The 22,216-nt window shown below is 62.9% G+C and carries 21 protein-coding genes; 6 read left to right on the forward strand and 15 right to left on the reverse strand.

Annotated elements, in window-relative coordinates; genetic code table 11:
* Positions 1-136: 136 nt before the first annotated feature.
* The 11 genes from B6V73_RS01710 to B6V73_RS01760 all read right to left on the reverse strand — a co-directional run bounded on the left by B6V73_RS01710 (position 137) and on the right by B6V73_RS01760 (position 12,739).
* Positions 137-2,329: a methyl-accepting chemotaxis protein gene (locus B6V73_RS01710; RefSeq protein ID WP_088724349.1), complete on the reverse strand. Its 2,193-nt coding sequence runs from the start codon at positions 2,327-2,329 to the stop codon at positions 137-139.
* Positions 2,330-2,476: 147 nt separating this feature from the next.
* On the reverse strand, positions 2,477-4,003 hold the full coding sequence (gene adh, locus B6V73_RS01715; protein WP_088718557.1) for an aldehyde dehydrogenase: 1,527 nt from the start codon (positions 4,001-4,003) through the stop codon (positions 2,477-2,479).
* Between the two features lie 351 nt (positions 4,004-4,354).
* Positions 4,355-5,251, reverse strand: a complete 897-nt coding sequence (locus B6V73_RS01720; protein ID WP_088718556.1) for a CsgG/HfaB family protein — start codon at positions 5,249-5,251, stop codon at positions 4,355-4,357.
* A gap of 57 nt (positions 5,252-5,308) precedes the next feature.
* Entirely contained in the window at positions 5,309-5,650 is a 342-nt protein-coding gene (locus B6V73_RS01725) for a curli assembly protein CsgF (protein ID WP_088718555.1), read from the reverse strand.
* 159 nt (positions 5,651-5,809) lie between these two features.
* Positions 5,810-6,421, reverse strand: coding sequence for a hypothetical protein (locus B6V73_RS01730; RefSeq protein WP_088724350.1), 612 nt, complete (start codon positions 6,419-6,421; stop codon positions 5,810-5,812).
* A gap of 82 nt (positions 6,422-6,503) precedes the next feature.
* Positions 6,504-7,112 carry a hypothetical protein gene (locus tag B6V73_RS01735; RefSeq protein WP_088724351.1) on the reverse strand — a complete coding sequence of 203 codons (609 nt, stop codon included), beginning with the start codon at positions 7,110-7,112 and terminating at the stop codon, positions 6,504-6,506.
* A 619-nt stretch (positions 7,113-7,731) separates the two neighbouring features.
* Entirely contained in the window at positions 7,732-8,193 is a 462-nt protein-coding gene (locus B6V73_RS01740) for a hypothetical protein (RefSeq protein ID WP_168174847.1), read from the reverse strand.
* Between the two features lie 379 nt (positions 8,194-8,572).
* On the reverse strand, positions 8,573-9,544 hold the full coding sequence (locus B6V73_RS01745; protein ID WP_075774898.1) for a GAF domain-containing protein: 972 nt from the start codon (positions 9,542-9,544) through the stop codon (positions 8,573-8,575).
* Between the two features lie 125 nt (positions 9,545-9,669).
* On the reverse strand, positions 9,670-10,404 hold the full coding sequence (locus tag B6V73_RS01750; RefSeq protein ID WP_075775117.1) for an RlmE family RNA methyltransferase: 735 nt from the start codon (positions 10,402-10,404) through the stop codon (positions 9,670-9,672).
* Positions 10,404-11,549: a Ppx/GppA phosphatase family protein gene (locus B6V73_RS01755; RefSeq protein ID WP_075775118.1), complete on the reverse strand. Its 1,146-nt coding sequence runs from the start codon at positions 11,547-11,549 to the stop codon at positions 10,404-10,406. The genes B6V73_RS01750 and B6V73_RS01755 overlap by 1 nt, the downstream gene beginning before the upstream one ends.
* Before the next feature lie 131 nt (positions 11,550-11,680).
* A complete protein-coding gene (locus B6V73_RS01760) occupies positions 11,681-12,739 on the reverse strand; it encodes an ATP-binding protein (RefSeq protein ID WP_088724353.1) in 1,059 nt (352 codons plus the stop codon).
* A 347-nt stretch (positions 12,740-13,086) separates the two neighbouring features.
* Here B6V73_RS01760 and B6V73_RS01765 point away from each other — a divergent pair, with 347 nt between their 5' ends.
* Positions 13,087-13,389 carry a hypothetical protein gene (locus tag B6V73_RS01765; RefSeq protein WP_088718550.1) on the forward strand — a complete coding sequence of 101 codons (303 nt, stop codon included), beginning with the start codon at positions 13,087-13,089 and terminating at the stop codon, positions 13,387-13,389.
* Here B6V73_RS01765 and B6V73_RS01770 read toward each other — a convergent pair.
* Genes B6V73_RS01770 through B6V73_RS01780 form a run of 3 tightly spaced genes read right to left on the reverse strand, consistent with a single transcriptional unit; the run spans position 13,386 to position 15,489 of the window.
* A complete protein-coding gene (locus B6V73_RS01770; protein WP_088718549.1) occupies positions 13,386-13,907 on the reverse strand; it encodes a gamma carbonic anhydrase family protein in 522 nt (173 codons plus the stop codon). The genes B6V73_RS01765 and B6V73_RS01770 overlap by 4 nt on opposite strands.
* Positions 13,904-14,548 carry a guanylate kinase gene (gene gmk / locus B6V73_RS01775; protein WP_075774902.1) on the reverse strand — a complete coding sequence of 215 codons (645 nt, stop codon included), beginning with the start codon at positions 14,546-14,548 and terminating at the stop codon, positions 13,904-13,906. The genes B6V73_RS01770 and gmk overlap by 4 nt, the downstream gene beginning before the upstream one ends.
* Positions 14,549-14,553: 5 nt before the next feature.
* Positions 14,554-15,489 (reverse strand): YicC/YloC family endoribonuclease, encoded by a 936-nt coding sequence (locus B6V73_RS01780; RefSeq protein ID WP_240504080.1) that lies wholly within the window; start codon positions 15,487-15,489, stop codon positions 14,554-14,556.
* Between the two features lie 175 nt (positions 15,490-15,664).
* Between B6V73_RS01780 and B6V73_RS01785 the strand changes: the two genes are divergently transcribed.
* The gene (locus tag B6V73_RS01785; protein ID WP_088724354.1) at positions 15,665-16,447 is read left to right on the forward strand and encodes a PAS domain-containing protein; all 783 of its coding nucleotides are present in this window, start codon (positions 15,665-15,667) and stop codon (positions 16,445-16,447) included.
* 104 nt (positions 16,448-16,551) lie between these two features.
* Here the strand turns inward: B6V73_RS01785 and B6V73_RS01790 are convergent, their stop codons facing one another.
* Positions 16,552-17,922, reverse strand: a complete 1,371-nt coding sequence (locus tag B6V73_RS01790; RefSeq protein ID WP_075775120.1) for a 3-deoxy-7-phosphoheptulonate synthase class II — start codon at positions 17,920-17,922, stop codon at positions 16,552-16,554.
* Between the two features lie 220 nt (positions 17,923-18,142).
* Here B6V73_RS01790 and B6V73_RS01795 point away from each other — a divergent pair, with 220 nt between their 5' ends.
* The 4 genes from B6V73_RS01795 (at position 18,143) to B6V73_RS01810 (ending at position 22,213) form a co-directional block, all read left to right on the forward strand.
* Positions 18,143-19,171 (forward strand): GlxA family transcriptional regulator, encoded by a 1,029-nt coding sequence (locus tag B6V73_RS01795; protein ID WP_088718547.1) that lies wholly within the window; start codon positions 18,143-18,145, stop codon positions 19,169-19,171.
* 191 nt (positions 19,172-19,362) lie between these two features.
* Complete coding sequence (locus B6V73_RS01800) at positions 19,363-20,547, forward strand: ABC transporter substrate-binding protein (RefSeq protein ID WP_075774905.1); 1,185 nt, start codon at positions 19,363-19,365, stop codon at positions 20,545-20,547.
* A gap of 104 nt (positions 20,548-20,651) precedes the next feature.
* Positions 20,652-21,512 (forward strand): ABC transporter ATP-binding protein, encoded by an 861-nt coding sequence (locus B6V73_RS01805; RefSeq protein ID WP_088724355.1) that lies wholly within the window; start codon positions 20,652-20,654, stop codon positions 21,510-21,512.
* On the forward strand, positions 21,509-22,213 hold the full coding sequence (locus tag B6V73_RS01810; RefSeq protein WP_075774907.1) for an ABC transporter ATP-binding protein: 705 nt from the start codon (positions 21,509-21,511) through the stop codon (positions 22,211-22,213). Before B6V73_RS01805 ends, B6V73_RS01810 begins: the two co-directional genes overlap by 4 nt.
* Positions 22,214-22,216: the final 3 nt, after the last annotated feature.

Below are 22,216 nucleotides of genomic sequence, written 5' to 3' on the forward strand. Positions count from 1 at the left end.
GGCGAATTCGTCCCATCACGCCAAGGGCGACGATACCTCGCCGCCTCGATCCGTGCGCCGAGGCGGCGGGGAAATCGCCCTCGCGCGTTTGTCACACCGATGTGCGTCTTTGGAACGAGCCCATGGATCAGACGCATCATGCAGCGCTCGCGGTGCCATCGCGTTGCGGTAGGGTGAAACTCGAAACGGCGGCGATCAGCTGCGCGCTCTCGGACAGCATCGCGCGGCTGGCAGCGGCGCTGCGGTCGAACATCGCGGCCCCACGCTGCGTTGCCTGATCCAGTTGGTGCACCGCAGTGTTGATTTCGGCGATACCATTCGCCTGTTCCCCCGAAGAAGCCGCGATTTCCGAGACCCGGTCATGGATTTCGCGCACCGAGCCCACGATCCGCGCTAGAGCCGCACCGGTCTGGCCGACCAGACTCACGCCGGATTGCACCTGCCGGTCCGAGGAAGAGATCAGCTCTGAGATTTCCTTAGCGGCTTCGGAGGAGCGCTGCGCCAGCGCGCGCACTTCCGAAGCGACGACCGCGAAGCCCCGGCCCGCCTCGCCCGCCCGTGCGGCCTCGACCCCGGCGTTGAGCGCGAGCAGGTTGGTCTGGAAGGCAATATCGTCGATCACCGAAGTGATCCGCGAAATCGCCTTTGCAGAGGTCTCGATCTCCGCCATCGCGGCCACCGCGCTATCCACTACGTTGGAGCCGCTCTCGGCATGTCCGCGCGCGTCGCTGGCAAGATCGCGCGCCGACTGCGCCCCTTCCGCTGCCGATTGGACCGAGACCGTAAGCTCGTTGAGGGCCGCCGCAGTTTGTTCGAGCGTTGCGGCATTGCGCTCTGTCTGGGCGCTGAGTTCATCGGCGGAGTTTGCGATTGCGCGGGCCTCGCCGTCGATATGCCGTGCCCCGCTGTCGATCTGACTCAGCGAAGCGGCAAGCTGGGCCACGGCCGCGTTGAAATCGTGGCGGAGTTTTTCATATTCGCCGGGCAGTTCGTGATCGAGCGAAGCACCTAGATCGCCGCGCGCGAGCGCATCGAGCCCCGCAGCGAGCGTATTCACGATGGTCTTCTGATCCGCGAGAGCTTGCCGCGACTCTTCCTCGCGCTGGCGCAGGGCTGCCTGTTCCACGGCTTCGGCTTCGCGCTCCGCGCGTTGCGCGGCCTCTGCCTCAGCACGGCGAGCCTCCTCGGCCTGCGCGACCTCTTCCTGACGCGCGCGATCCGCCTTTCGGGCATTTTCCTCTTCGAGACGCAGGCTCTCCTGCATTTCGGCGTTCCGCTCGATATTCTCGGCGAAGACCTGAAGTGCCCGTGCCATCTCGCCCAGCTCATCGCGCCGCTTGGCGCCCGAAACCTTGACCTGCGTATCCCCTTTTGCAATCGCATCGGTCGCCCGCGCCAATGCGCCGATCGGGCGCGTGATCCGTCCACCCGCGATCCAGGCGATCACCCCGGAAACGACGAAGGCCGCGGCAATCAAGCCGAGCGAAATCTGCCAGATCATTCGCCGCAGAGCCGCCAGCTCATCGGCGCTCAGTTCCACAGTCGCGGCGCCGACGACGTCGCCGGAGAAATCCCGCACCGGTGTCGCGCGCAGCACGTAGTCCGCCCCGTCATGGGAGATCCACTTGTCGACCGTTTCGCCTGCGCGCAATGCCGCGAAATCCGCGTCGTTCAGCGGGTTCCGCTCATCCACGGTGAAGGCGAGCCGTTCTGGCTTCCCATCCCCGAGGAGACCGAAATATTCATACTCGGAGCCGGTCTGGGCCTTGAGCGCGTCGAAGAAGGTTTGTCCGATATTGAGGCCGATCTCGACCGAACCGACCTGCTTGCCCTCGTGGAAGACCGGGGCGACGCCCCGCGCGCCGATCCCCGCCTTGCCCGATTCCAGCGCCGCGACCGGCTTGCCGGTCTCGTTCACCGTGACCACGGTCTTGCGAAACCCCGACAGATCGTCGCCGCGTTTTTCCAGCTTGTGGATACGGATCAGCGACGTTGCAGGCGCCAGATGGAACTGAAACTGCGCCACGCCGGTCTCGTCGCGCAAGACCGGCCAGTTCGGCGCGAAGATCGCTTCCAGCGCAGCATCGTCGCGCGCAGCCATTGCTGCCTGTACCTGCGGCAATCCTGCGATCAGCAGCGCCCGGTCGCGCGCACCGACACTCGCGGCCTCGATCGCGCTACGCATCCGTTCCTCGGCCGCATTCAGATTGCGCACGCGCGAGACATCCTCGAGCTTGCCACCGACCCAGAACATCCCCGCTGCCATCAGCGCGCAGGCGATGAGCGAGATCACGATTGGCAACAACAGGATTTGCCGGCGAATGGACATGTCGGACCCTTTCTCAAAGTCAGTCGGATCCGGACTAGAACGATTCTCCTAACATCTCGTTCACGCGATACCGGCGGCCCGCCGCGCCGCATAGAAATGGGCCGCGCCCTTGCAGGCGCGGCCCGGGTTTCGGGGAGGTAAACCCTATCAGAAGAACCCGAGCTTGTTCGGGTTGTAGCTGACCAGCATGTTCTTGGTCTGCTGGTAGTGATCGAGCATCATCTTGTGGGTCTCGCGACCGATGCCCGACTGCTTGTACCCGCCGAAGGCCGCGTGGGCCGGATAGGCGTGGTAGTTGTTGACCCAGACGCGGCCCGCCTCGATCCCGCGACCGAAGCGATAGGCACGCGAGCCATCACGGGTCCAAACGCCGGCGCCAAGGCCGTACATCGTGTCATTGGCGATCTCGAGCGCCTCTGCCTCGTCCTTGAAGGTCGTGACCGACACCACGGGGCCGAAGATTTCCTCCTGGAAGACCCGCATCTTGTTGTGGCCTTTCAGGATCGTCGGCTGGATGTAGAAGCCGTTCGCCAGATCGCCGTTGAAGCGCGCGGCGTCACCGCCGGTGAGCACCTCGGCCCCTTCTTCGCGACCGATGCTCAGATAGGACATGATCTTGTCATGCTGCTCCTGGCTCGCTTGCGCGCCGACCATCGTCTCCATCACGCGAGGGTCGCCCTGCTTGATGGCTTCGACGCGGGCAATGCAACGCTCCATGAACTTCTCGTAAATGTCCTCCTGAATGAGCGCGCGGCTCGGACAGGTGCAGACTTCACCCTGATTGAAGGCAAACAGCACGAAGCCTTCGACCGCCTTGTCGAGGAATGCATCATCCTCGGCCATCACGTCGGAGAAGAAGATGTTGGGCGACTTGCCGCCAAGTTCCAAGGTGACCGGGATCAGATTCTCGGTCGCGGCCTGCATGATCTTGCGGCCCGTCGCGGTGGAGCCGGTGAAGGCGATCTTGGCGATGCGCGAGGAGCGCGCCAGCGCCGCGCCGACTTCCGCGCCGTAGCCGTTGACGATATTGAGGACGCCATCGGGCAGCAGGTCGGCGATGACTTCAGCCACGACCATGATCGCTGCCGGAGTCTGCTCGGCCGGTTTCAGCACCACGCAGTTGCCTGCCGCCAGCGCCGGCGCCAGCTTCCATGCCGCCATCAGAACCGAGAAGTTCCACGGAATGATCTGCCCGACGACGCCCAGAGGCTCGTGGAAGTGATAGGCGACGGTGTCGGCGTCGATTTCCGACATCGTCCCCTCCTGGCTGCGCAGAACGCCCGCGAAATAGCGGAAATGGTCGACGGCGAGCGGAATGTCGGCGGCCGTGGTCTCGCGGATCGGCTTGCCGTTATCCCAGGTTTCGGCGGCGGCGATCAAGTCGAGATTTTCCTCGATCCGGTCGGCGATCTTGAGAAGGACGTTCGAGCGTTCGGCGGCCGAGGTCTTGCCCCATGCGTCTTTCGCGGCATGGGCGGCATCAAGCGCGGCTTCGATATCCGCCTCGTTCGAATGGGCGACTTCGCAGACCTTGCCGCCAGTGATCGGTGTGATGTTGTCGAAATACTTGCCGCTTTTCGGGGGCACAAACTTGCCGCCGATGAAGTTGTCGTAGCGGTCGCGGAACGGCGACACGGAAACGCCTTTGAACTCGGGCGTCATATCATTGGCCATTGGTCTTCCTCCCAGTTTAGAGCGCAACCGACAGGGCCGCGCAGCATGGGGCTCAGCTTGCCTAATCGCGCACGCTACGCATAGCCGGCCTGCGCTGGGGGAATACGTCATCTGTATCAGACCTGAGACAGGTGCAGGCGCAGCATTCAGAGGAAGGAGGGGCGCCGCCCCGCACTCGCGGAACCGCCGGAATACTTTCAGGACCGAAGGGGAGCATCGCTAGCTCCGTCTCCACGTTTTCGACAGGTTGTGGCGGTGAATCTTGTGCATGCGAAGAGCAGACAGCGCACCAGAAGCCCTGTCGGCGCTCGCCGACCGACCGTGTCAGATACCGGCGCTACGACCCGAATTTCACGGTTGCGACGAGGCGACTTTTATCGTCGCTACGGGGACCGTTTTCACGAGTTTATATTGCGCGTTATAGTCTTGAATGACCTTCTTGCCTGCGCTTTGGCTCGCGAAGCTCCATTGCCCGGTCTCGGCGCCCTTCACGATCAGGGAATACACAGCAAGCTCCATGGCACGCCGCACCGCGAAGGTCTTGGGCTCGTTCCGCGTGACGCCGGTCTCGAGTTCGAGAATCTTGTCTGTCGCGACGAAACGGAAGACATCGCCCTGCAATTGAACGGAATATATCGTCTTGGTCGTCGTGACCGAGGTCAAGACCCGCCCAGTGGAGACGCTGACGGCCCGAAGCGCGACCGTGACGACGTTCTTGCGATATTCGTGGGTTCCGCCGATCCCGAGAAAACGAGCGCCAAATCCACCGGTCTGGACGCTGCTATCGTAACCGACGATCGAGCCTTCCATGATGATCCCGGCGAAGCGCAGAGGCGGCAGCGCAGCCTTGCCGCCATAAGCCTTCTGCGTCTGCTCGATTATGCTTCTTTCCTTGAGAAGATCGTCGACATTGTTGCGTTCGACGACGTTGAACCACTTTCCGTTACCTACTGAAGTGAGGACATCGGTGAGGATGTCCGCGCCGCCTTGGGTCACGGCCCGAGAGAAATCGGCAAAATCACTGTTGGGTTTGTTCTGACCAGTGAGATCGGGGAAATCGTAGACAGCGACATCGATCGGCCGCGCAGGGGGCGGAAGATAATCGAGGCTGATCTTCGTGCTCGAGTTTTCTTGGAGCACTGGCTTTTCCGCGAACATCATATCGCTTTGATGCGGAAAATTAGCCCCACAGCCTGACAAAGTGAAGCCAGCGACAACGGCGAACGCCAAACGTAATACTGATTTCATAACTTCCACTTTTTAGTTGCTCGCCCTGTTGGGGGCCTGCCGCACTGGAGTTTTCTTTTATTGGTTCGTCGTCGTCCCAGAGCCAATTCCTGCGGTCGGAGCCGTCGGCGTCCCCGTATTGATGGGGATGATGATCGTAGGACCGCCGATACTGCCACCGGTGGAACCTCCTCCACCGATCCCAGGGGTCGTCGTGCCGCCTCCGCTACTCTGGTTCAAATCGGTGATGGTCGCGGTCTTCTGGGTATCGGCAAGTCCGAAGAGAAAGCTGCCGTAATTCGGATTCCCACCGAAATCGGGGTTCTTGAACTTGAAGATGAGTTCCTGCGCAGACGCAGATCCAGCCGCGAGAGTGATCGAGAGAGCGAAAAGCCCCAATGCTGTCGAAAGTTTATTCATGCGTGCCTCACAGCAAAATTTTGCGTCACGTCAAAACCAATTGTTTCAGCAATGACATATTTTCGCAAAGAATTCCATTGCCGATCGCTTGAACCGGCAGCTTGGCGGGTCGTGTTGTTTTCGCGTCACGATCGAAAAACACCTCAAGATGAAACTCGATCATGGATTTATGACGATCGAGCCATCTGGCGCTCGCGCAATCGAGTAACTCGCCGGCGCGGATGAGCGTCCCTGGATCACACCGACCTTGAAGCGTCCCGTCGGCGACCGCGAATTCGTCGTCGGCGACGATGAAGAGCGAACCATCTGGTCAGAAACGTTAAGGGCTAGACGCTTCCCGACACCGAATTGTGACACGGATACGTCGGTGTCGTTCCCGGTGACGGTGACCGAAGACTGGTTCCAGACCCCTTGCTGGTAAAGACCGACCGTATTTCTATGGCCGTTGATCCCGATAAAGGATGAATTCAGACCGCCGACCTGCACCGCCAGCGCCGCGTTCAGGCTACCCTGGTTCACCGTGAGTGCCGAATTTTGGACACCCGCCTGAATAAGTGCGGAACTGTTTCGGCTGCCAGATGAGATCTGCGCGCCGACATTACGTTGACCGGCTTGGAAAACACTCTGCATGTGTTTTGCGCCAAAGGCGACGTTCGCAGCGCCATTGTGAGAGCCAATTTGCTGCAAGTAAGCTTCTTGAGCGACCGCGGACGAACTGCAGACTATCACGAATGCAGCCGTCATCAGCCACTGCGACGAGCGCGGCGGCATGATCCCCACCTCTCTTTTTTCAAGACAGCAGCCCTACGCCCGCACACACTCGGGCGGGCGTAGGAAAGAGTTTCAAATCAACTCAGTTCGAGGCGGGGATGGACGCGCTCGAGCCGTACGGGAAGCTCACATGGGCAACCGGCGACGGCAGCGATCTCGTACCAACCGACATACCGAAGGTCGGCGTCGTGATCGAACCGTAGGTCTTGCCCGCCATCCCGTTGGTGTTGCCTGTATTCTGCTGCCAGTTCACACCAGTGTTGTTGTTCCCTTCCTGGATGGTCTGCGCCCTGAAGTTGACGTGCTGGGCCCTTAGGCCGCCACCCAATTGAACCGTCACAGCTTTGTTGTTACCGAAGGTGTAGCCACGCGCACTCTGAATAATGAGCGAGTTCATCTTGGCACCCGAGCCTGTATCGCGAGTGCTGTTATGGGTAGCCTCTTGGGTGGAATTGTCAAAACCGGGATCGATTTGGTAGGTCATAGCGGAGTTGTCGCTACCACGGCTCAGGTTCGCTGCGCGGAAGCCAACACCCTGTTGCGCAATGACCTGTCTCACATTCGATCCGTTGCTATATTCGGAATAGTTAAGACCGGTCAGATTGTCGCCAAGCTGCGTGATGTATGCGTCTTGCGCATGCGCACCACCCGCGATGAGCAGCGCGGCTGCTGTTACTGCAAAAAGTTTCATGATCATCTTCCCCACTCAGTTAAAATTTGCCACTGGTCAAATCGTGATCAGAACAATGTCGCCAACCACAACGTACCGCGACGTCAGGTAGTAAACGCGCCGCATCTCAGTCTCGCAAGAGCAATGGTTAAAGAATGTGCCATTTTCTCGCCACATTCTAAACAAAATCATCAAATCAATTGAATTGTCGTCAATTATCGAATAGCGCCCCAGCTATATTTCAATTTCAGATTTAATTAGAATATATGTTTTCAACCAAAAATTGAATTTCGAATCTATGCTTTTTCGCGCATATAAGAATATTCGAGTCGACTGAGGCTTCGCATGCTTCGCAAACACCCACAACCAACGTGTTCGAAATAAGTTCGGCCCGGAAAGTTCGAGAGCGCGCAGCTTTGCTCGACGATTACTTGAAATCGAAATCTGACGGCAGCGCCTCCTGTCAGCAGGATCTCCGACTGCGAGCGTGAGACGCCTCCAGGCGCCGACCTTGCCGGACGCCCGTCAATTGACAAGAAACCAAATTGGAGGTCGAGGCGTGCTCGTGCCGTGCACATCACCCCGCCGCATCGTTAGCGCGGCAGCCCGCTCGACGTCTCACAGGCTGCCGGATCGTCGCCTAGCGTTGAACAACCAAAGCTCGATTATAGCTACCGGTCTGGCTGACGGATGCCATGGCTCGGTTACCGGTTTGATAAATGGATGCGCCGTTCCTCGTGCCGCTTTGCACAAGCGACGCCATGTTGAAGTTGCCGGTCTGCTTAATCGAGCCCGCCTGGACGCCTACCTGATAGAGCATGCTGGTATTGGACGTCCCCGTGCTCTGCACGTCCGCGAGCGCACCGGATGCCGGGGGAATCGCCACCGGAAAGCCGCTCAGGTCCACACTCGTGATGCTTGGCTCCAAATGGAGATTTGCGATCTGCAGCTGCACATCGGGAAGGGCCTGTACAATTTTCGGCTGTGGCACAGTCAGGGTCATCGGACCCGCAGACACTTGCGCCAAGTAAGCCTCGCCCGCCACACCCTGCACCGGGATGCTAAGAGCTAGCACCGCACTTGCAATTACCATTCTGCTCATCATTCGCCTCTGCCCTATGCTTTGCCTCAGGCACGCCGCTGGTATCGGAGCGATACGTGTCGGAGGATTCCGAAGTCTTCATGCCTCAAGGAATCATCGAACTGTGGCGTGTTTTGGACGTTCGGGCGGCGATTTTCGTATGATCTTTACAACTCTGGGGCGCAGATCGTGCCGATCGACACCGGACACGATCTATGTGGGAAACCGTTGCGAAAATGTGAGTGAAGCACTTTGCACAGCTAATTGGGCGCACGACGCCTTGCAGCTGTTACGACAAGACAGGCGCCCCACGGGGTGCCAGGCAAGAAACGGAGATCCGGAAACGCGATAGAATAGCGCCGTGATCGGTCGGCCAGCCCCCTGCCCGCCTCACCGCCACTCAAACGCCGAGGTTGAGCGCCTTGGCCTTGCGGTAGAAGGTCGCCCGACCGATGCCGAGATCGCGGGCGGCAGCCGAGACGTTGCCGCCGTTGCGGGCCAGTGCGCGGGCCATTTCGGCGCGTTGCGCTTCTTCGAGACCGTTGCGGATGCCATGCTCCAGCAGATCGGAAGCCGGAAGCTGGCCGATCTGCCCGGCCTCGATCCCGAGGTGCCGCCGGGCGGCGCGGGTGGCGCCGACGACGAGATCGTCGCGGTCGAGCGCCAGCAGCATCACGCCCTGCGCCCCGGTCTCGCCCGAGCCGGTCGAGAGGATGCGCGCGCCGTCATAGGAGGCGCGGAACAGGTCCGCCTCGATCCGGTGCGCTGCGTCCTGCACGGTCAGCGCCACGAGGCGCGCATAGCCCTCGGTCATGTCGGAGCGCGCGGAGCTGACGTCGATCACGCCGGCCAGATCGCCCTGCGCGCCGAAAATGGGCGAGCCCATGCAGGTCAGCACCGTGTTGCGGGTGCGGAAATGCTGATCGCGCCAGACGGTGACGGGGCGCGCCTCGGCCACGCAGGTACCGATGCCGTTCGTGCCCTCGACCCCTTCGGACCAGTCCGAGCCGGGCGCGAGGTTGGAGGAATGGAAATCATCCTTATCCGCGTCGCGCAAACGCTCGTCCAGCACGAGCCCGCCCGCGTCGGATAGAAGGACCGTGCAGCCCGCATCGCCTGCCGCCCGCGACAGACGGTCGAGCACCGGCGAGGCGATCCGCATCATCAGTTCCGCCCGCTCGCGCCGTTCGCGCATCTCGGCTTGGGTCAGGCGCTCGTTGCGCCCACCGGTTTCGGGGTCGATGCGGTGATGGATCATCGAGCGGCGCCAGCTCGCCGCGAACCCCGCCCGCGTGGCGGATTTCGGCGAAGAGACGACTTCGCGCACGATATCGGCATGTTGGCGCGGAACGCCCGTATGCAGTGACGGCATGCGAAAGCCTCCCTCTCTTGCGCAGCCTATGAAAGCCCACGCAGGTTAGGCCGATTCGAACCGTTCACAACGTAAATTCCCGCTGAGCGGGCAGGCACCTGTCTCGGGGTTGAGACAGTCGAGGCTCACGGCTCCTCGTGCCGCCGCCCGCGAAAACCTTGCGCCACCACGAATTTCTCCGAGCTGTCCGAGCGCGAGGCTGGCGGTTTCACATTGGCGACCTTGGTGAAGTTTTTCTTCAGGATCGTCATCAATCCCTGCTCTGCGCCGCCTGCGAGAACCTTGGCGACAAAGGTGCCGCCCTCTTCGAGCACGTCGAAGGCGAACTCTGCCGCCGCTTCGCACAGCGTGATGATGCGCAGGTGATCGGTGTTCTGGTGCCCCGAGGACGCGGCCGCCATATCCGACATCACCACATCCGCAGAGCCGCCAAGCCATTCCTTGACCTTGTCGTCGGCGCCTTCCTCGAGGAAATCGAGCACGTGGATTTCGGCCCCGGCGATCGGTGTGACCTCCTGCAGATCGACGCCCAGAACGGTGCCGACCTTCTTGCCGGATTTCTCGCCCAAGGCGTTCACACGCTTGACCGCCACCTGACACCAGCCGCCAGGCGCACAACCCAGATCGACCACGCGCGCGCCGGGCACGAGGAAGCGATACTTGTCGTCCAACTCGAGGATTTTGTAGGCGGCACGACCTCGATAGCCCTCTTTCTTGGCACGCTGAACGTAAGGGTCGTTCAGCTGCCGCTCCAGCCAGAGGGTCGAGGACAGCTTGCGCCCCTTCGCCGTCTTCACGCGCACGCGCAGGTCGCGCTGCCCGCGTCCCGAAGTGTTCTTGCCGCTGGGTGTCTTCGCCATCATTTAATCTCTTCTAACACGCCGTCTCCGGCCATTTGCGCATAGAGGAGCCCCTCGCGCAGGCCACGGTCGGCAATGGACATCTGGTCGGTGGGCCAGACCCGCATAAGGGCCTGGAGAATTGCGGCGCCGGACATGATCAAGGTGTGTCGGTCGCGCCCGATCCGCGGGTCGGAGCGCCGCCCGGCGGGCCCGAGTTGCAGGAAGGAGCGGATCACAGCGTCGATCTCGCCCGAGGTCATGGTCAGCCCGTCCACCCGGTTGCGGTCATAGCGCTTCAGGTTGAGGTGGCAGGCCGCGACCGTCGTGACGGTGCCCGAGGTACCGATGATCTGGAACCCGTCCTGCGGGCTGCCCGCCGCGTAGGGCGTGAAGTCCGCGAGCTTCTCCTCGAAGAACCAGCTCATAAGCGCAAAGCGTGCGGCATCGTCTTCGACATCGGCGAATTGATCCTTGAGCGTCGCGACCCCGAGCGGCACCGAAATCCAATCGACAACGCGTGCCGCCGGATCGGGCCCGTCGGGCTGGTTGAACCCTTGCGAGAGGCGCATGATCGCGCGGGCCCTGTCACCGGGCGGCACGTCTTCGAGGTCGATCCAGACGAGCTCTGTCGAGCCGCCGCCGATATCGACCACCAGAACCTGCTCGGAATTGGGCGACACCAGCGAAGCGCAGGAGATCACGGCCAGCCGCGCCTCTTCCTCGGGCGCGATGATCTCCAGCGGCAGGCCGGTCTCGCGGCGTACATAACGGATAAAGTCGCGCGCATTCTTGGCGCGCCGGCAGGCTTCGGTCGCCACCAGACGCATCCGGGTGACCCCGTGCGTTTCGATCTTGCGGCGACAGATTTGCAAAGCCTGAACGGTGCGCGACATCGAGCTGCGCGACAACCGGCCATAGGTTTCGAGACCCTGACCCAGCTGGACCGCTTTCGAGAAGCTGTCCACGACCTGAAACTGAGAACCCTTGGGACGGGCAATCAGCATCCGGCAACTGTTGGTGCCAAGATCGAGAGCGGCATATAGCCCCTCGCCGGACTTGGCGGATTTGGTCGCGGGGGACTCGACCTGAGCCGGTTTCACCGCCCGCGCGGGCGATGCAGCTGTCGGGAGCGCGCCCGCCGACCGGGGACGCTTGGGCGTCATCATTACGCCCTCCGATTTGAAGTTGCCATAAAGCTATCGGTTTGCGCGTCCCGGTTCAAGGGAGCGCGACGCGGAAGTGACAGAACGTCAGCGCATCTCGTCTGCCGAAACCGAACCGTACCGGCGCGCTCTCAGGCCGCAGGCAGGATCACCGTGAAGCAGCTGCCCTCGCCCTTCTTGCTGTCGACGCGGAACCGGCCACGGTGGCGCGCCACGATATGCTTGACGATGGCGAGCCCCAGCCCCGTTCCGCCCTTCTCGCGCGAGCGGTGGGTATCGACGCGGTAGAAGCGCTCGGTCAGGCGCGGCAGGTGCTGTTCGTCGATGCCCTCGCCGCGGTCGATCACATCGACGCGATAGGCTTTGCCGCGCAACACCGGCTCATGCGGGATCAGCGAGACCCGCAGCCGCACCTCGCCGCCCTGCCCGCCATATTTGATCGCGTTCTCCACGAGGTTCGAGAAGACCTGCGTCAGCTGATCGGGATCGCCCTGCACGGGCAAGGCCCCGGTTTCGCCCTCGCAGATCAGCTTGACGGACGCCGCTTCTGCCACGGGTTCGAGCGTCTGCGTGATCCCTTTGAGCACCAGCGCCAGATCGACCTTGCCAGTGGGACGCATCCGCTCTTCGCCCTCGACACGGCTGAGCGAGAGAAGATCGCCCACCAGACGGTTCATCCGCGCCGCCTCGCGCTCCATGATCGACAGGAACCGGTCGCGCGCCGCCGCATCGTCGCGCGCGCTCGAGCGGAGCGTCTCGATGAAGCCCATCAGAGCGGTCAGCGGCGTGCGCAACTCGTGGCTCACATTTGCAACGAAATCGCGCCGCATGGCTTCGGCAGATTCGAGAGCCGTGATGTCTTCGAAGCTTGCCAGAACCGAATTCGTCGCAAGCGGCCCTTCGGGCGCGGGCGGCAGCGGAGAGAAATGCACCAGCGTGATCGTCTCGGCCTGACCGGTGGGATGCAGCCGCAGGCGAACCGGATCGGGCCGCGCCCCGCGCAGCGCCGCGCTCACCGCCGCCCCGAAGCCGGGCTGGCGCAACACCGTCACATAGGGGCGCCCGAGAAACTGCGTGCCGAACAGCCGACTGGCTGCGAGATTGCCCTGCGCGATCCGCTCGTCGCGCCCGATCAGCAAAACCGCGCTCGGCAGCGCGTCGAGAACCTGTCCGATCGCCCCTTGGCTCATTGCCGCGCCTCCCCGCCTGCCATCTCGTTCGGAGCAAGGTTTGAGCGATGCGAGGCGAGCTGTAAAGGCTTGTCATAGACATGAAATCCAACCCTGCATCGGCATTGCAACTCACGCTTCGCGGTTCGCAATCAATGGGTTGTAGAATGGCTACCGAGGCGTTAAACCTAGGCGTGTATTTAGCGGAGCCCGGTCGGGTTCCGTCGAATACATCATCGGGGGCGATGAGGTTATTAAGAATTATGCCAAGAACCCCGAGTTCCCGCCTTGCGCTACAAGCTGTTCTCTTTCAATGCGTGAAAACGTCCGAGAGCAGCAACCTTCTGCTTGTAGACCCGGGCGGAAAGTTGCCCCCGTCGCTCAACGAGATTTCGGGCCAGGCGATTCAGGTACTGCAATACGACCAGATCACCGCGAAAAAGATGGCGGCTCTGCGCCCCGAACTGGTGCTGGCGCCGCTGCTGACCACGCGGTTCGACATTCTCGATCTGGCAAAGCGTCTCGAACGGTTCGGGTTTACCGGCAAGCTGCGAGCCTATTCCACACCGCTTCCGAATATCGACTTCATCCGGCAGGAGGTGCGCGCCGCGCATCCCCAGCTCGATTTCGATATATTCACCTTGCCGGTCGACAAGCGTCGCGACAATTAGCCGATCGCTTTCAACCCCTTGGCGAAACGCGCCGCATTCTCGCGGTAATGCGCGGCCGAGCCCAGAAGCGCCTTGCGCGCGCCCTCGTCGAGTTCGCGAACGATCTTGCCCGGCGCGCCCATCACGAGGCTGCCGTCGGGAATTTCCTTGCCCTCGGTGATCAGCGCGCCGGCGCCGATCAGGCAGCCCTTGCCGATCTTCGCCCCATTCAGAACCGTCGCCCCCATCCCGATCAGCGAGCCGTCCCCGATCGTGCATCCATGCAGCATCGCCTTGTGGCCGATCGTGCAATTTTCGCCGATGGTCAGCGGAAAACCCATATCGGTATGGCAGACCACGTTTTCCTGCAGGTTCGAGCCGCGTCCGACCCGGATTTCCTCGTTATCGCCGCGCAGGGTCGCGCAGAACCAAACCGAGGTTTCGGCTTCCAACACGACCTTGCCGATCACGTTGGCGTCGGCGGCGACCCATGCGTCTTCGGCGATTTGCGGGGCGATCCCGTCCAGTTCGTAAATCATCTTGCGTCGAACTCCCTGTTCAGTTTTCGCACGAATTCGCTGAGCCCGACCTGACGATCGCGGCGGTTACGCTCCGCAGTCAGAATGGTGCGCAGCATCTCCTCGGCGCGGTCGAGGTCGTCATTGACCAGAACATAGTCATATTCCGACCAATGGCTGATCTCGGCGAGCGATTTCTCCATCCGGCTGCGGATCACGTCGTCGCTGTCCTGCGCGCGGCTGCGCAGACGGTCTTCCAGCGCCGCGATCGAAGGCGGCAGAATGAAGATCGAGACCACGTCCTTGCCAAGCGTGGAGTTACGGATCTGCTGACCGCCCTGCCAGTCGACGTCGAAGAGCGTATCGCGCCCCTCGCCCATCGCCGCCTCCACCGGGCCTTTCGGGGTGCCGTAGAAATTGCCGAACACCTCAGCATGTTCCAGCATGTCGCCCTGCACCACCATCGCTTCGAACTCTGCGCGGGTCTTGAAGAAATACTCGACACCATCGGTCTCGCCCGTGCGCGGATCGCGCGTCGTGGCCGAGACCGAGAAGCGCAGCGTCGGATCCCAGCTCATCAGCCGTTTGGCGAGCGTGGATTTTCCAGCGCCCGAGGGCGAGGACAGGATGATCAGAAGGCCGCGGCGGGCAGTGTCGGGCATTGGTATCACTCTACGTTCTGGATCTGCTCGCGCAGCTGGTCGATCGCGTATTTCAACGCCAGACCGATCCGCGTCAACTCCGCATCGCCCGATTTCGAGCACAGCGTATTGGCCTCGCGCACGAATTCCTGCGCCAGAAATTCGAATTTGCGGCCCACGGGCCCGGTCTCGGCGAGAAGCGCGCGCGCGGCCTCGACATGGACGCGGAGCCGTTCGATCTCTTCGGTGACATCCGCCTTGATCGCGATCAGCGCCAGTTCCTGCGCGACCCGGTCGGGATCGGCCTCGGTCGCTTCCATCACCCGCGCGAGCGCCGCGCGCAGCGTCTCTGCAGCTTTCGGAGCGCGCGCTGCGGCGGCGATTTCCGCTTCATCGGTCAACGCCGCGATCTCGTCGATGCGGGAGGCCAGCAACGCCCCCGTCCGCGCGCCTTCCTCGCGGCGCATCGCGACGAAGCTTTCCAGAACGGGCGCAAAACTCTCCATCAAGGCGGCCAGCAGTGCGGCGGGATCCTCGATCGTGCTGCCCGAGTGGTCGATCACCCCGCGCATCGCCATCAGGTCGCTCGGCTTGAGCGGCGCCAGCGCCACGCCCTTGCGTTCGGCGGCGCGCTCGACCTTGTCGACGGCAGCAAGGGCAGCGTTCAGCACCTCCGGCTCGATCCGCATCGCGGCACTGCCTACGGCCTGCGTGAGCTTCAGGTTCAGCGTGACGTTACCCCGCGCGACCCATTCGCCGACCGCCTTGCGCAGCGCCGGCTCCAGCCCCTCGATATCGGGCAGCCGCAGCCGCAGGTCGAACCCTTTGCCGTTGACCGAGCGCAGATCCCAGCTCCAGTCATGCCCCGCGCCGCTCCCCTGTCCGGCGGCAAATCCGGTCATCGAGACGGTGGCGGCGGCGGGCGCCCCCTCCGGGCGCGGCTCTGGGGCGGGCTTAACCATTTAAGAGTTTCTTTCTCCATGTGACGAAAAAATGGCCTAACTTGGGGCCCGGTAAGAGTTCAGTAACGATTTCGTCCCGACGGTCAACCGCAAGGCGCCCCGCGCCACCGGCGCGCCGGGCGAGAGAAAGCGGCCCCGCGCCCGTGCCGCGCGGGACGAAACAAGGATGATAGAAATGGATCGCGAGACCGACAGCAACGCTGCATCCCCCGCCTCGGCCAAAGGTCGCCGGGTCGGCAACGAGCTGCACGCCTATTGGGAGGCGCTGCTCGACGGTCGCCCGATGCCCGCGCGCGCCGATATCGATCCGCGCGGCATCGACCGGGCACTGCAATTCGCCTTCATCCTCGAGCGCGTCGCGCCGGGCATGGCGCGGTTTCGCCTTGCCGGCCAGCATATCTGCGACCTGATGGGAATGGAGGTGCGCGGCATGCCCCTGACCTCGCTTTTCGCGCCCGAAGCCCGCAAACAGATCGCCGATCTGACCGAGGCCGTCTTCGCGCGTCCCGCCATCGCCGAGGCGCAGCTGGCCTCGGCCGCAGGGCTCGGAAAACCGGAACTGACGGGCCATCTGCTGATGCTGCCGCTGACGGACGATTTCGAGGCGGTGACGCGCGCGCTTGGATGTTTCGTAGCGGAACCTCTGCGCGCTCCGGACGCGGCGGACGGTAACCCCGACGCCGGACGCGCCCCGCGCCGCTTTACCGTGTCAGCCGCGCGGATCAAGCCTTTGGAGAAGCCGCCCCTGCGCGACCCGCAGCCTTCGCCCCGACCGACTGGGCGCAGGTCTCCTCCGGCGCACTCCTTCGAGCAGCCCGTGCCGACCGCCGCCACCTCCGGCTTCGCCGAAAGCCAGACGCCTTACACCCCGCGGCCGAAATCCCGCGCCGCACATCTGGCGGAAATGACCCCGGAAGAGCGCCGCGCGATGTTCCGGGTGGTGCGTCAGGAGGGTTAAGACCCGTGATGGATGACCTCTGCACCGCCGACAGCAATAAATAGGCCCGGACGCAAAGGTCCGGGCCGATCCATTTCGTAAACTGTGCCGCGGCGCGCGGGGCCTTATTGCGACGCCGCTTTCGCGAGCTTGCGGCGGTCCTGCAGCTCCTCGGCCACGAGGAACGCCAGTTCCAGCGATTGCGAGGCGTTCAGGCGCGGGTCGCAGGCGGTGTGGTAGCGCGAGGAAAGATCGCCGTCGGTCACCGCGCGCACGCCGCCGGTGCATTCGGTCACGTCCTTGCCGGTCATCTCGAAATGCACGCCGCCGGGGATCGTGCCCTCGGCTTTGTGAATCGCGAAGAATTCCTTCACCTCGCGCAGCACGGAGTCGAACGGGCGGGTTTTGAAGCCCGACGCGGACTTGATCGTGTTGCCATGCATCGGATCGCAGGACCAGACGACATTCGCGCCCTCGGCCTCGACCGTGCGGATCAGGCGCGGCAGGTGATCGCCGACCTTGCCCGCGCCGAAGCGCGCGATCAGCGTCAGACGGCCCGCCTCGTTCTCCGGGTTCAGCTTCTCCATCAGCACCTTGAGGTCGTCCTCGGTGGTGGTGGGGCCGCATTTCAGACCGATCGGGTTCTGCACGCCGCGTGCGAATTCGACATGTGCACCGTCGGGCTGACGGGTTCGGTCACCGATCCAGAGCATGTGACCGGTGCCCGCAATCGGCAGGCCGGAGGTGGAATCGATGCGGCAGAGCGCCTCTTCGTATTCCAGCAGCAGCGCTTCGTGCGACGTGTAGAAATCGACCGAAGCCAGCTCATTCGCGGTTTCCGAGGTCACGCCCGCAGCCCGCATGAAGTCCATCGCCTCGCTGATATGGTTGGCGACTTCGCGGTATTTCTCGGCCTCGTCGGCATCGGTGAAGCCGGCGATCCAGCTCTGGACGCGGTGGATGTCGGCGAAACCGCCCGTCGAGAAGGCGCGCAGCAGGTTCAGCGACGCCGCCGCCTGCGTGTAGGCCTGCAGCATCCGGTTCGGATCGGGCAGACGCGCCTCCGAGGTGAATTCGAAGCCGTTGATGATGTCGCCGCGGTAGCTCGGCAGCTCGGTGCCGTCGATGGTCTCGGTCGGCGCCGAACGCGGCTTGGCGAACTGGCCCGCCATGCGGCCGACCTTGATGACCGGAACCTTCGCGCCCCAGGTGAGCACGACCGCCATCTGCAGCATCACCTTGAACGTGTCACGGATATTGTCGGCGGAAAATTCCCCGAAGGACTCGGCGCAGTCGCCGCCCTGAAGCAGGAACGCCTCGCCACGCGCAGCTTTCGCAAGCTCCGCCTTCAGCGTGCGCGCCTCGCCCGCGAAGACCAGCGGCGGCATCCGCGACAGCTGTGCCTCGACAGCGTTCAGCGCCCCCTGATCGGGATAGTCGGGCATCTGAACCCGCGGTTTCGCGCGCCAGTCCGATTTGCTCCAACCCTTGCCCATCTGATCCTCCAAAAGCGTGGTCGTGTTCATTCGGCGCCGCTTATAGACGGCGCGGGTCTGGGAAACAAACCCGAATTTGCATTTCGACAAGTCTGCAGCGCCCACCTTGCCCCCCTCTTGCGGCGCGCGCCAATTTCCTGTTTCGGTGATTCACCACAGATGACGGATTGACGACATGCCTGATCCCCGCCCCACCCGTCGGCCAGCCCCTTCGCAAGGAATGATCCGGATTGGCCCGGACGCACGCCAGCGTTCGGTCGTCTTCCTGCTTCTAGAGCGATTCACGATGATGGCCTTCGCAAGCGCGATCGAGCCGCTGCGCCTCGCCAACCAGGTGTCCGGTCGCACGCTCTACACGTGGAAACTCGCCTCAGAGTCCGGCGCGGATGTCACCTGCTCGAACGGGACGACCTTCCGCACCGATATCGGTCTGGAGGAGCTGGGACGCGACACGATGGTGCTGGTCTGCGGCGGCATCGACGTGGCCGAGGCGGTCAGCAAGCCGCTGTTGAACTGGCTGCGGCGCGAGGCGCGGCGCGGCGCGGTGATGGGCGGCTTGTGCACCGGATCTTACGCGCTGGCCCGCGCGGGTCTGCTCGACGGCAAGCGCGCGACGATCCACTGGGAGAATATCGACGCCTTCGCCGAGGATTTTCCCGATATCGAACTGACCAAGGGCGTGTTCGTGATCGACGGCAACCGGGTGACGACGGCGGGCGGCACCGCCTCGATCGACCTGATGCTGCGGCTGATCGCCCGCGATCACGGCGAGGAACTGGCCAATACCGTCGCCGATCAGCTGATCCATTCCTCGATCCGCTCGGACCGCGACACCCAGCGGCTATCGATTCCCACCCGGATCGGCGTGCGCCACCCGAAGCTCGCGCAGGTGATCGGCCGGATGGAGCGCAATATCGAAGACCCGATCAGCCCCGCGACGCTCGCCACCGAGGTCGGCATGTCGGCGCGCCAGCTGGAGCGGCTGTTCCGCCGCTACCTCAACCGCTCGCCCAAGCGCTATTACATGGAATTGCGGCTGCAGAAGGCGCGTAACCTGCTGATGCAGACAGAAATGAGCGTGATCAACGTCGCCATGGCCTGCGGCTTCGCCAGCCCCTCGCATTTCTCGAAATGCTACCGCGCGCATTACCAGACCACACCCTACCGTGAACGCGGCGCGAGCGCTGCGGGCGAGAAGGAGATCCCGGACGCCGCCTCCGAGGTTGGACCGGAAGACTCGCTCGACTGAAAATTGCGCAATCCGCCCCCTCGCTTTTCACGAATTTGCACAACGGCCCAAATTGCCGTTACGTCGCATTGCGCGATGCTTGACCTTCGGGTCGGTTTTTCGCGTCATCGCGCCACTCGCGGTTCTTCACATTTGACGCACCGCGCACTAACCTCGCGCAAGAACGCGAGTTCCAACACGGGAGTGAACACATGAAAAAACTGCTTCTGGCTTCGGCTGCGATCGCGCTTGGCGCGACCGGCGCATATGCCGATGACGTGAAGATGGGCGTCCTGCTGGGCTTTACCGGCCCGCTTGAATCGCTCGCCCCGCCGATGGCGCAGGGTGCCGAGATGGCGATCAAGGAAGTCTCCGACTCCGGCAAGCTGCTGGGTGGCGACACCGTGACCGCAGTCCGCGGCGACTCGACTTGCGTCGACGCAGCAGCCGCAACCGCGGCTGGCGAAACGCTCGTCACCACCGACAAGGTGGCTGGCATCATGGGCGCGATGTGCTCGGGCGCGACCACCGCTGTCCTGCAGAACGTCGCCATGCCGAACGGCGTCGTGATGATCTCGCCCTCGGCGACCTCGCCGGCGCTCTCGGATCTCGAAGACGATGGCCTGTTCTTCCGCACCGCTCCGTCGGATGCGCGTCAGGGCGAAGTCATGGCCGATGAGCTGATCGAGAAAGGCATCAAGAACGCCGCCGTCACCTACACCAACAACGACTACGGCAAGGGTCTCGCGGACAGCTTCGAGAAAGCCTACAAGGCCAAGGGCGGCAACGTCACGATCTCGGCCGCGCATGAAGACGGCAAGGGCGACTACTCCGCCGAAGTCGCATCGCTCGCCTCCGCGGGTGGCGACGCGCTCGTCATCGTCGGCTATATCGACCAGGGCGGCTCGGGCATCCTGCGCGGCGCGCTCGACACCGGCGCCTTCGAGACCTTCGTCTTCCCCGACGGCATGGTCAGCCAGACGCTCGAAGACAATTTCGGCTCGGAAATCAACGGCTCCTTCGGTCAGCTTCCCGACTCCGCGGGCGACGGCATGAAGACCTATCTCGGCATGGCCGAGAAAGCCGGCTTCGACGGCTCGTCGGCCTATTCGGGCGGCGCCTATGACGCAGCGGCCCTGATGCTGCTGGCGATGCAGGCCGCCGACTCCACCGACCCGAAAGTCTACAAGGACAAGGTCATGGAAGTCGCGAACGGACCCGGCGAGAAGATCTATCCCGGCGAGCTGGGCAAGGCGCTCGACCTGATCAAGGAAGGCAAGCCTGTCGATTACGAAGGCGCGACCGCCGTCAACCTGATCGGCAATGGCGAAGCCGCGGGCACCTTCCGCGAAATCGAGATCAAGGACGACAAGATCGAAACGGTGAAGTACCGCTAAGCGATCATCAGACGCGAGACAGCCCGGAGAGATCCGGGCTGTTTTCAATTATAAAACAACAAGATGCGGCGTGAAGCTAACATGCCTACAACTCAGGGGACCCTATGATCCGGGTTGAAAACCTAGTCAAATCCTTCGGCGGATTCCGGGCGGTCGATGGCGCGAGCCTCGAGATTGAAACCGGCTCTATCACCGGGCTGATCGGACCGAACGGCGCCGGCAAATCCACGCTCTTCAACGTCATCGCAGGCGTGCACGAACCCACCGCGGGCCGTGTAACGATGGATGGCGAGGACATCACCGGGCTTGCCCCGCACGAGCTGTTCCACAAGGGTCTGCTGCGCACCTTCCAGATCGCGCATGAGTTTCCTTCGCTCACCGTGCGCGAGAACCTGATGATGGTGCCCACCGGGCAAGCCGGCGAGACGCTCTGGAACACGTGGTTCGGGCGAAAACACATCCGCGAGGAAGAAGCGGCGCTTCTGAAGAAAGCCGATGAAGTGCTTGATTTCCTGACGATTTCGCATCTCAAGGATGAGAAGGCAGGGAACCTCTCGGGTGGTCAGAAGAAGCTTCTGGAACTGGGCCGCACGATGATGGTCGAAGCCAAGATCGTCTTCCTCGACGAGGTCGGCGCGGGCGTGAACCGGACGCTTCTGAACACGATCGGCGACGCCATCGTGCGACTGAACAAGGAGCGCGGCTACACCTTCTGCGTGATCGAACATGACATGGATTTCATCGGCCGCCTCTGCGACCCGGTCATCGTGATGGCCGAGGGCAAGGTGCTGGCCCAAGGGTCCGCCGATCACATCATGGAAAACGAGGCCGTGATCGAGGCCTATCTGGGGACCGGCCTGAAGAACAAGGTCAAGGCCGAGGAAACCGCCGAGACCGCCGCGCATGAAGACCACGGCGCGCAGCCCGGTCTGGGCGACGAAGCAGGCCATGGAGGCGACAAATGAGCTACCTCGACGCCTCACACATGACCGGCGGCTACGGCAAGGCCGACATCCTGCACGACTGCACCCTGACCGTCGAAAAAGGCGAGATCGCGGTGATCGTCGGCCCCAACGGCGCAGGCAAATCCACCGCGATGAAGGCGGTCTTCGGCATGCTCGGCCTGCGCGAAGGCAAGGTCACGCTCGACGGGCAGGACATCACCGGCCTCTCGCCGCAGGACCGCGTCAAGAAAGGCATGGGCTTCGTGCCGCAGGTGAACAACGTCTTCCCGACCATGACGGTCGAGGAAAACCTCGAGATGGGCGCCTTCATCCGCGACGACGATTTTCGGGGCACGATGGATCAGGTCTTCGACCTGTTCCCGATCCTGAAGGAAAAGCGTCGCCAGAATGCGGGCGAACTGTCAGGCGGGCAGCGTCAGCAGGTGGCCGTGGGCCGCGCGCTGATGACCCAGCCGAAGCTCCTGATGCTCGACGAGCCGACCGCAGGCGTCTCGCCCATCGTGATGGACGAGCTGTTCGACCGCATCATCGAGGTCGCGCGCACCGGCATCTCGATCCTGATGGTCGAACAGAACGCCCGCCAAGCGCTTGAGATCGCGGATAAAGGCTATGTCCTCGTGCAGGGCGCGAACAAGTACACCGACACTGGCGAGGCCCTTCTGGCCGACCCGGAAGTCCGCCGCACCTTCCTGGGGGGCTGAGCA

Origin of the sequence: Thioclava sp. JM3, from assembly GCF_002213185.1 — a bacterium.
In the GTDB taxonomy this organism is placed as follows: domain Bacteria; phylum Pseudomonadota; class Alphaproteobacteria; order Rhodobacterales; family Rhodobacteraceae; genus Thioclava; species Thioclava nitratireducens.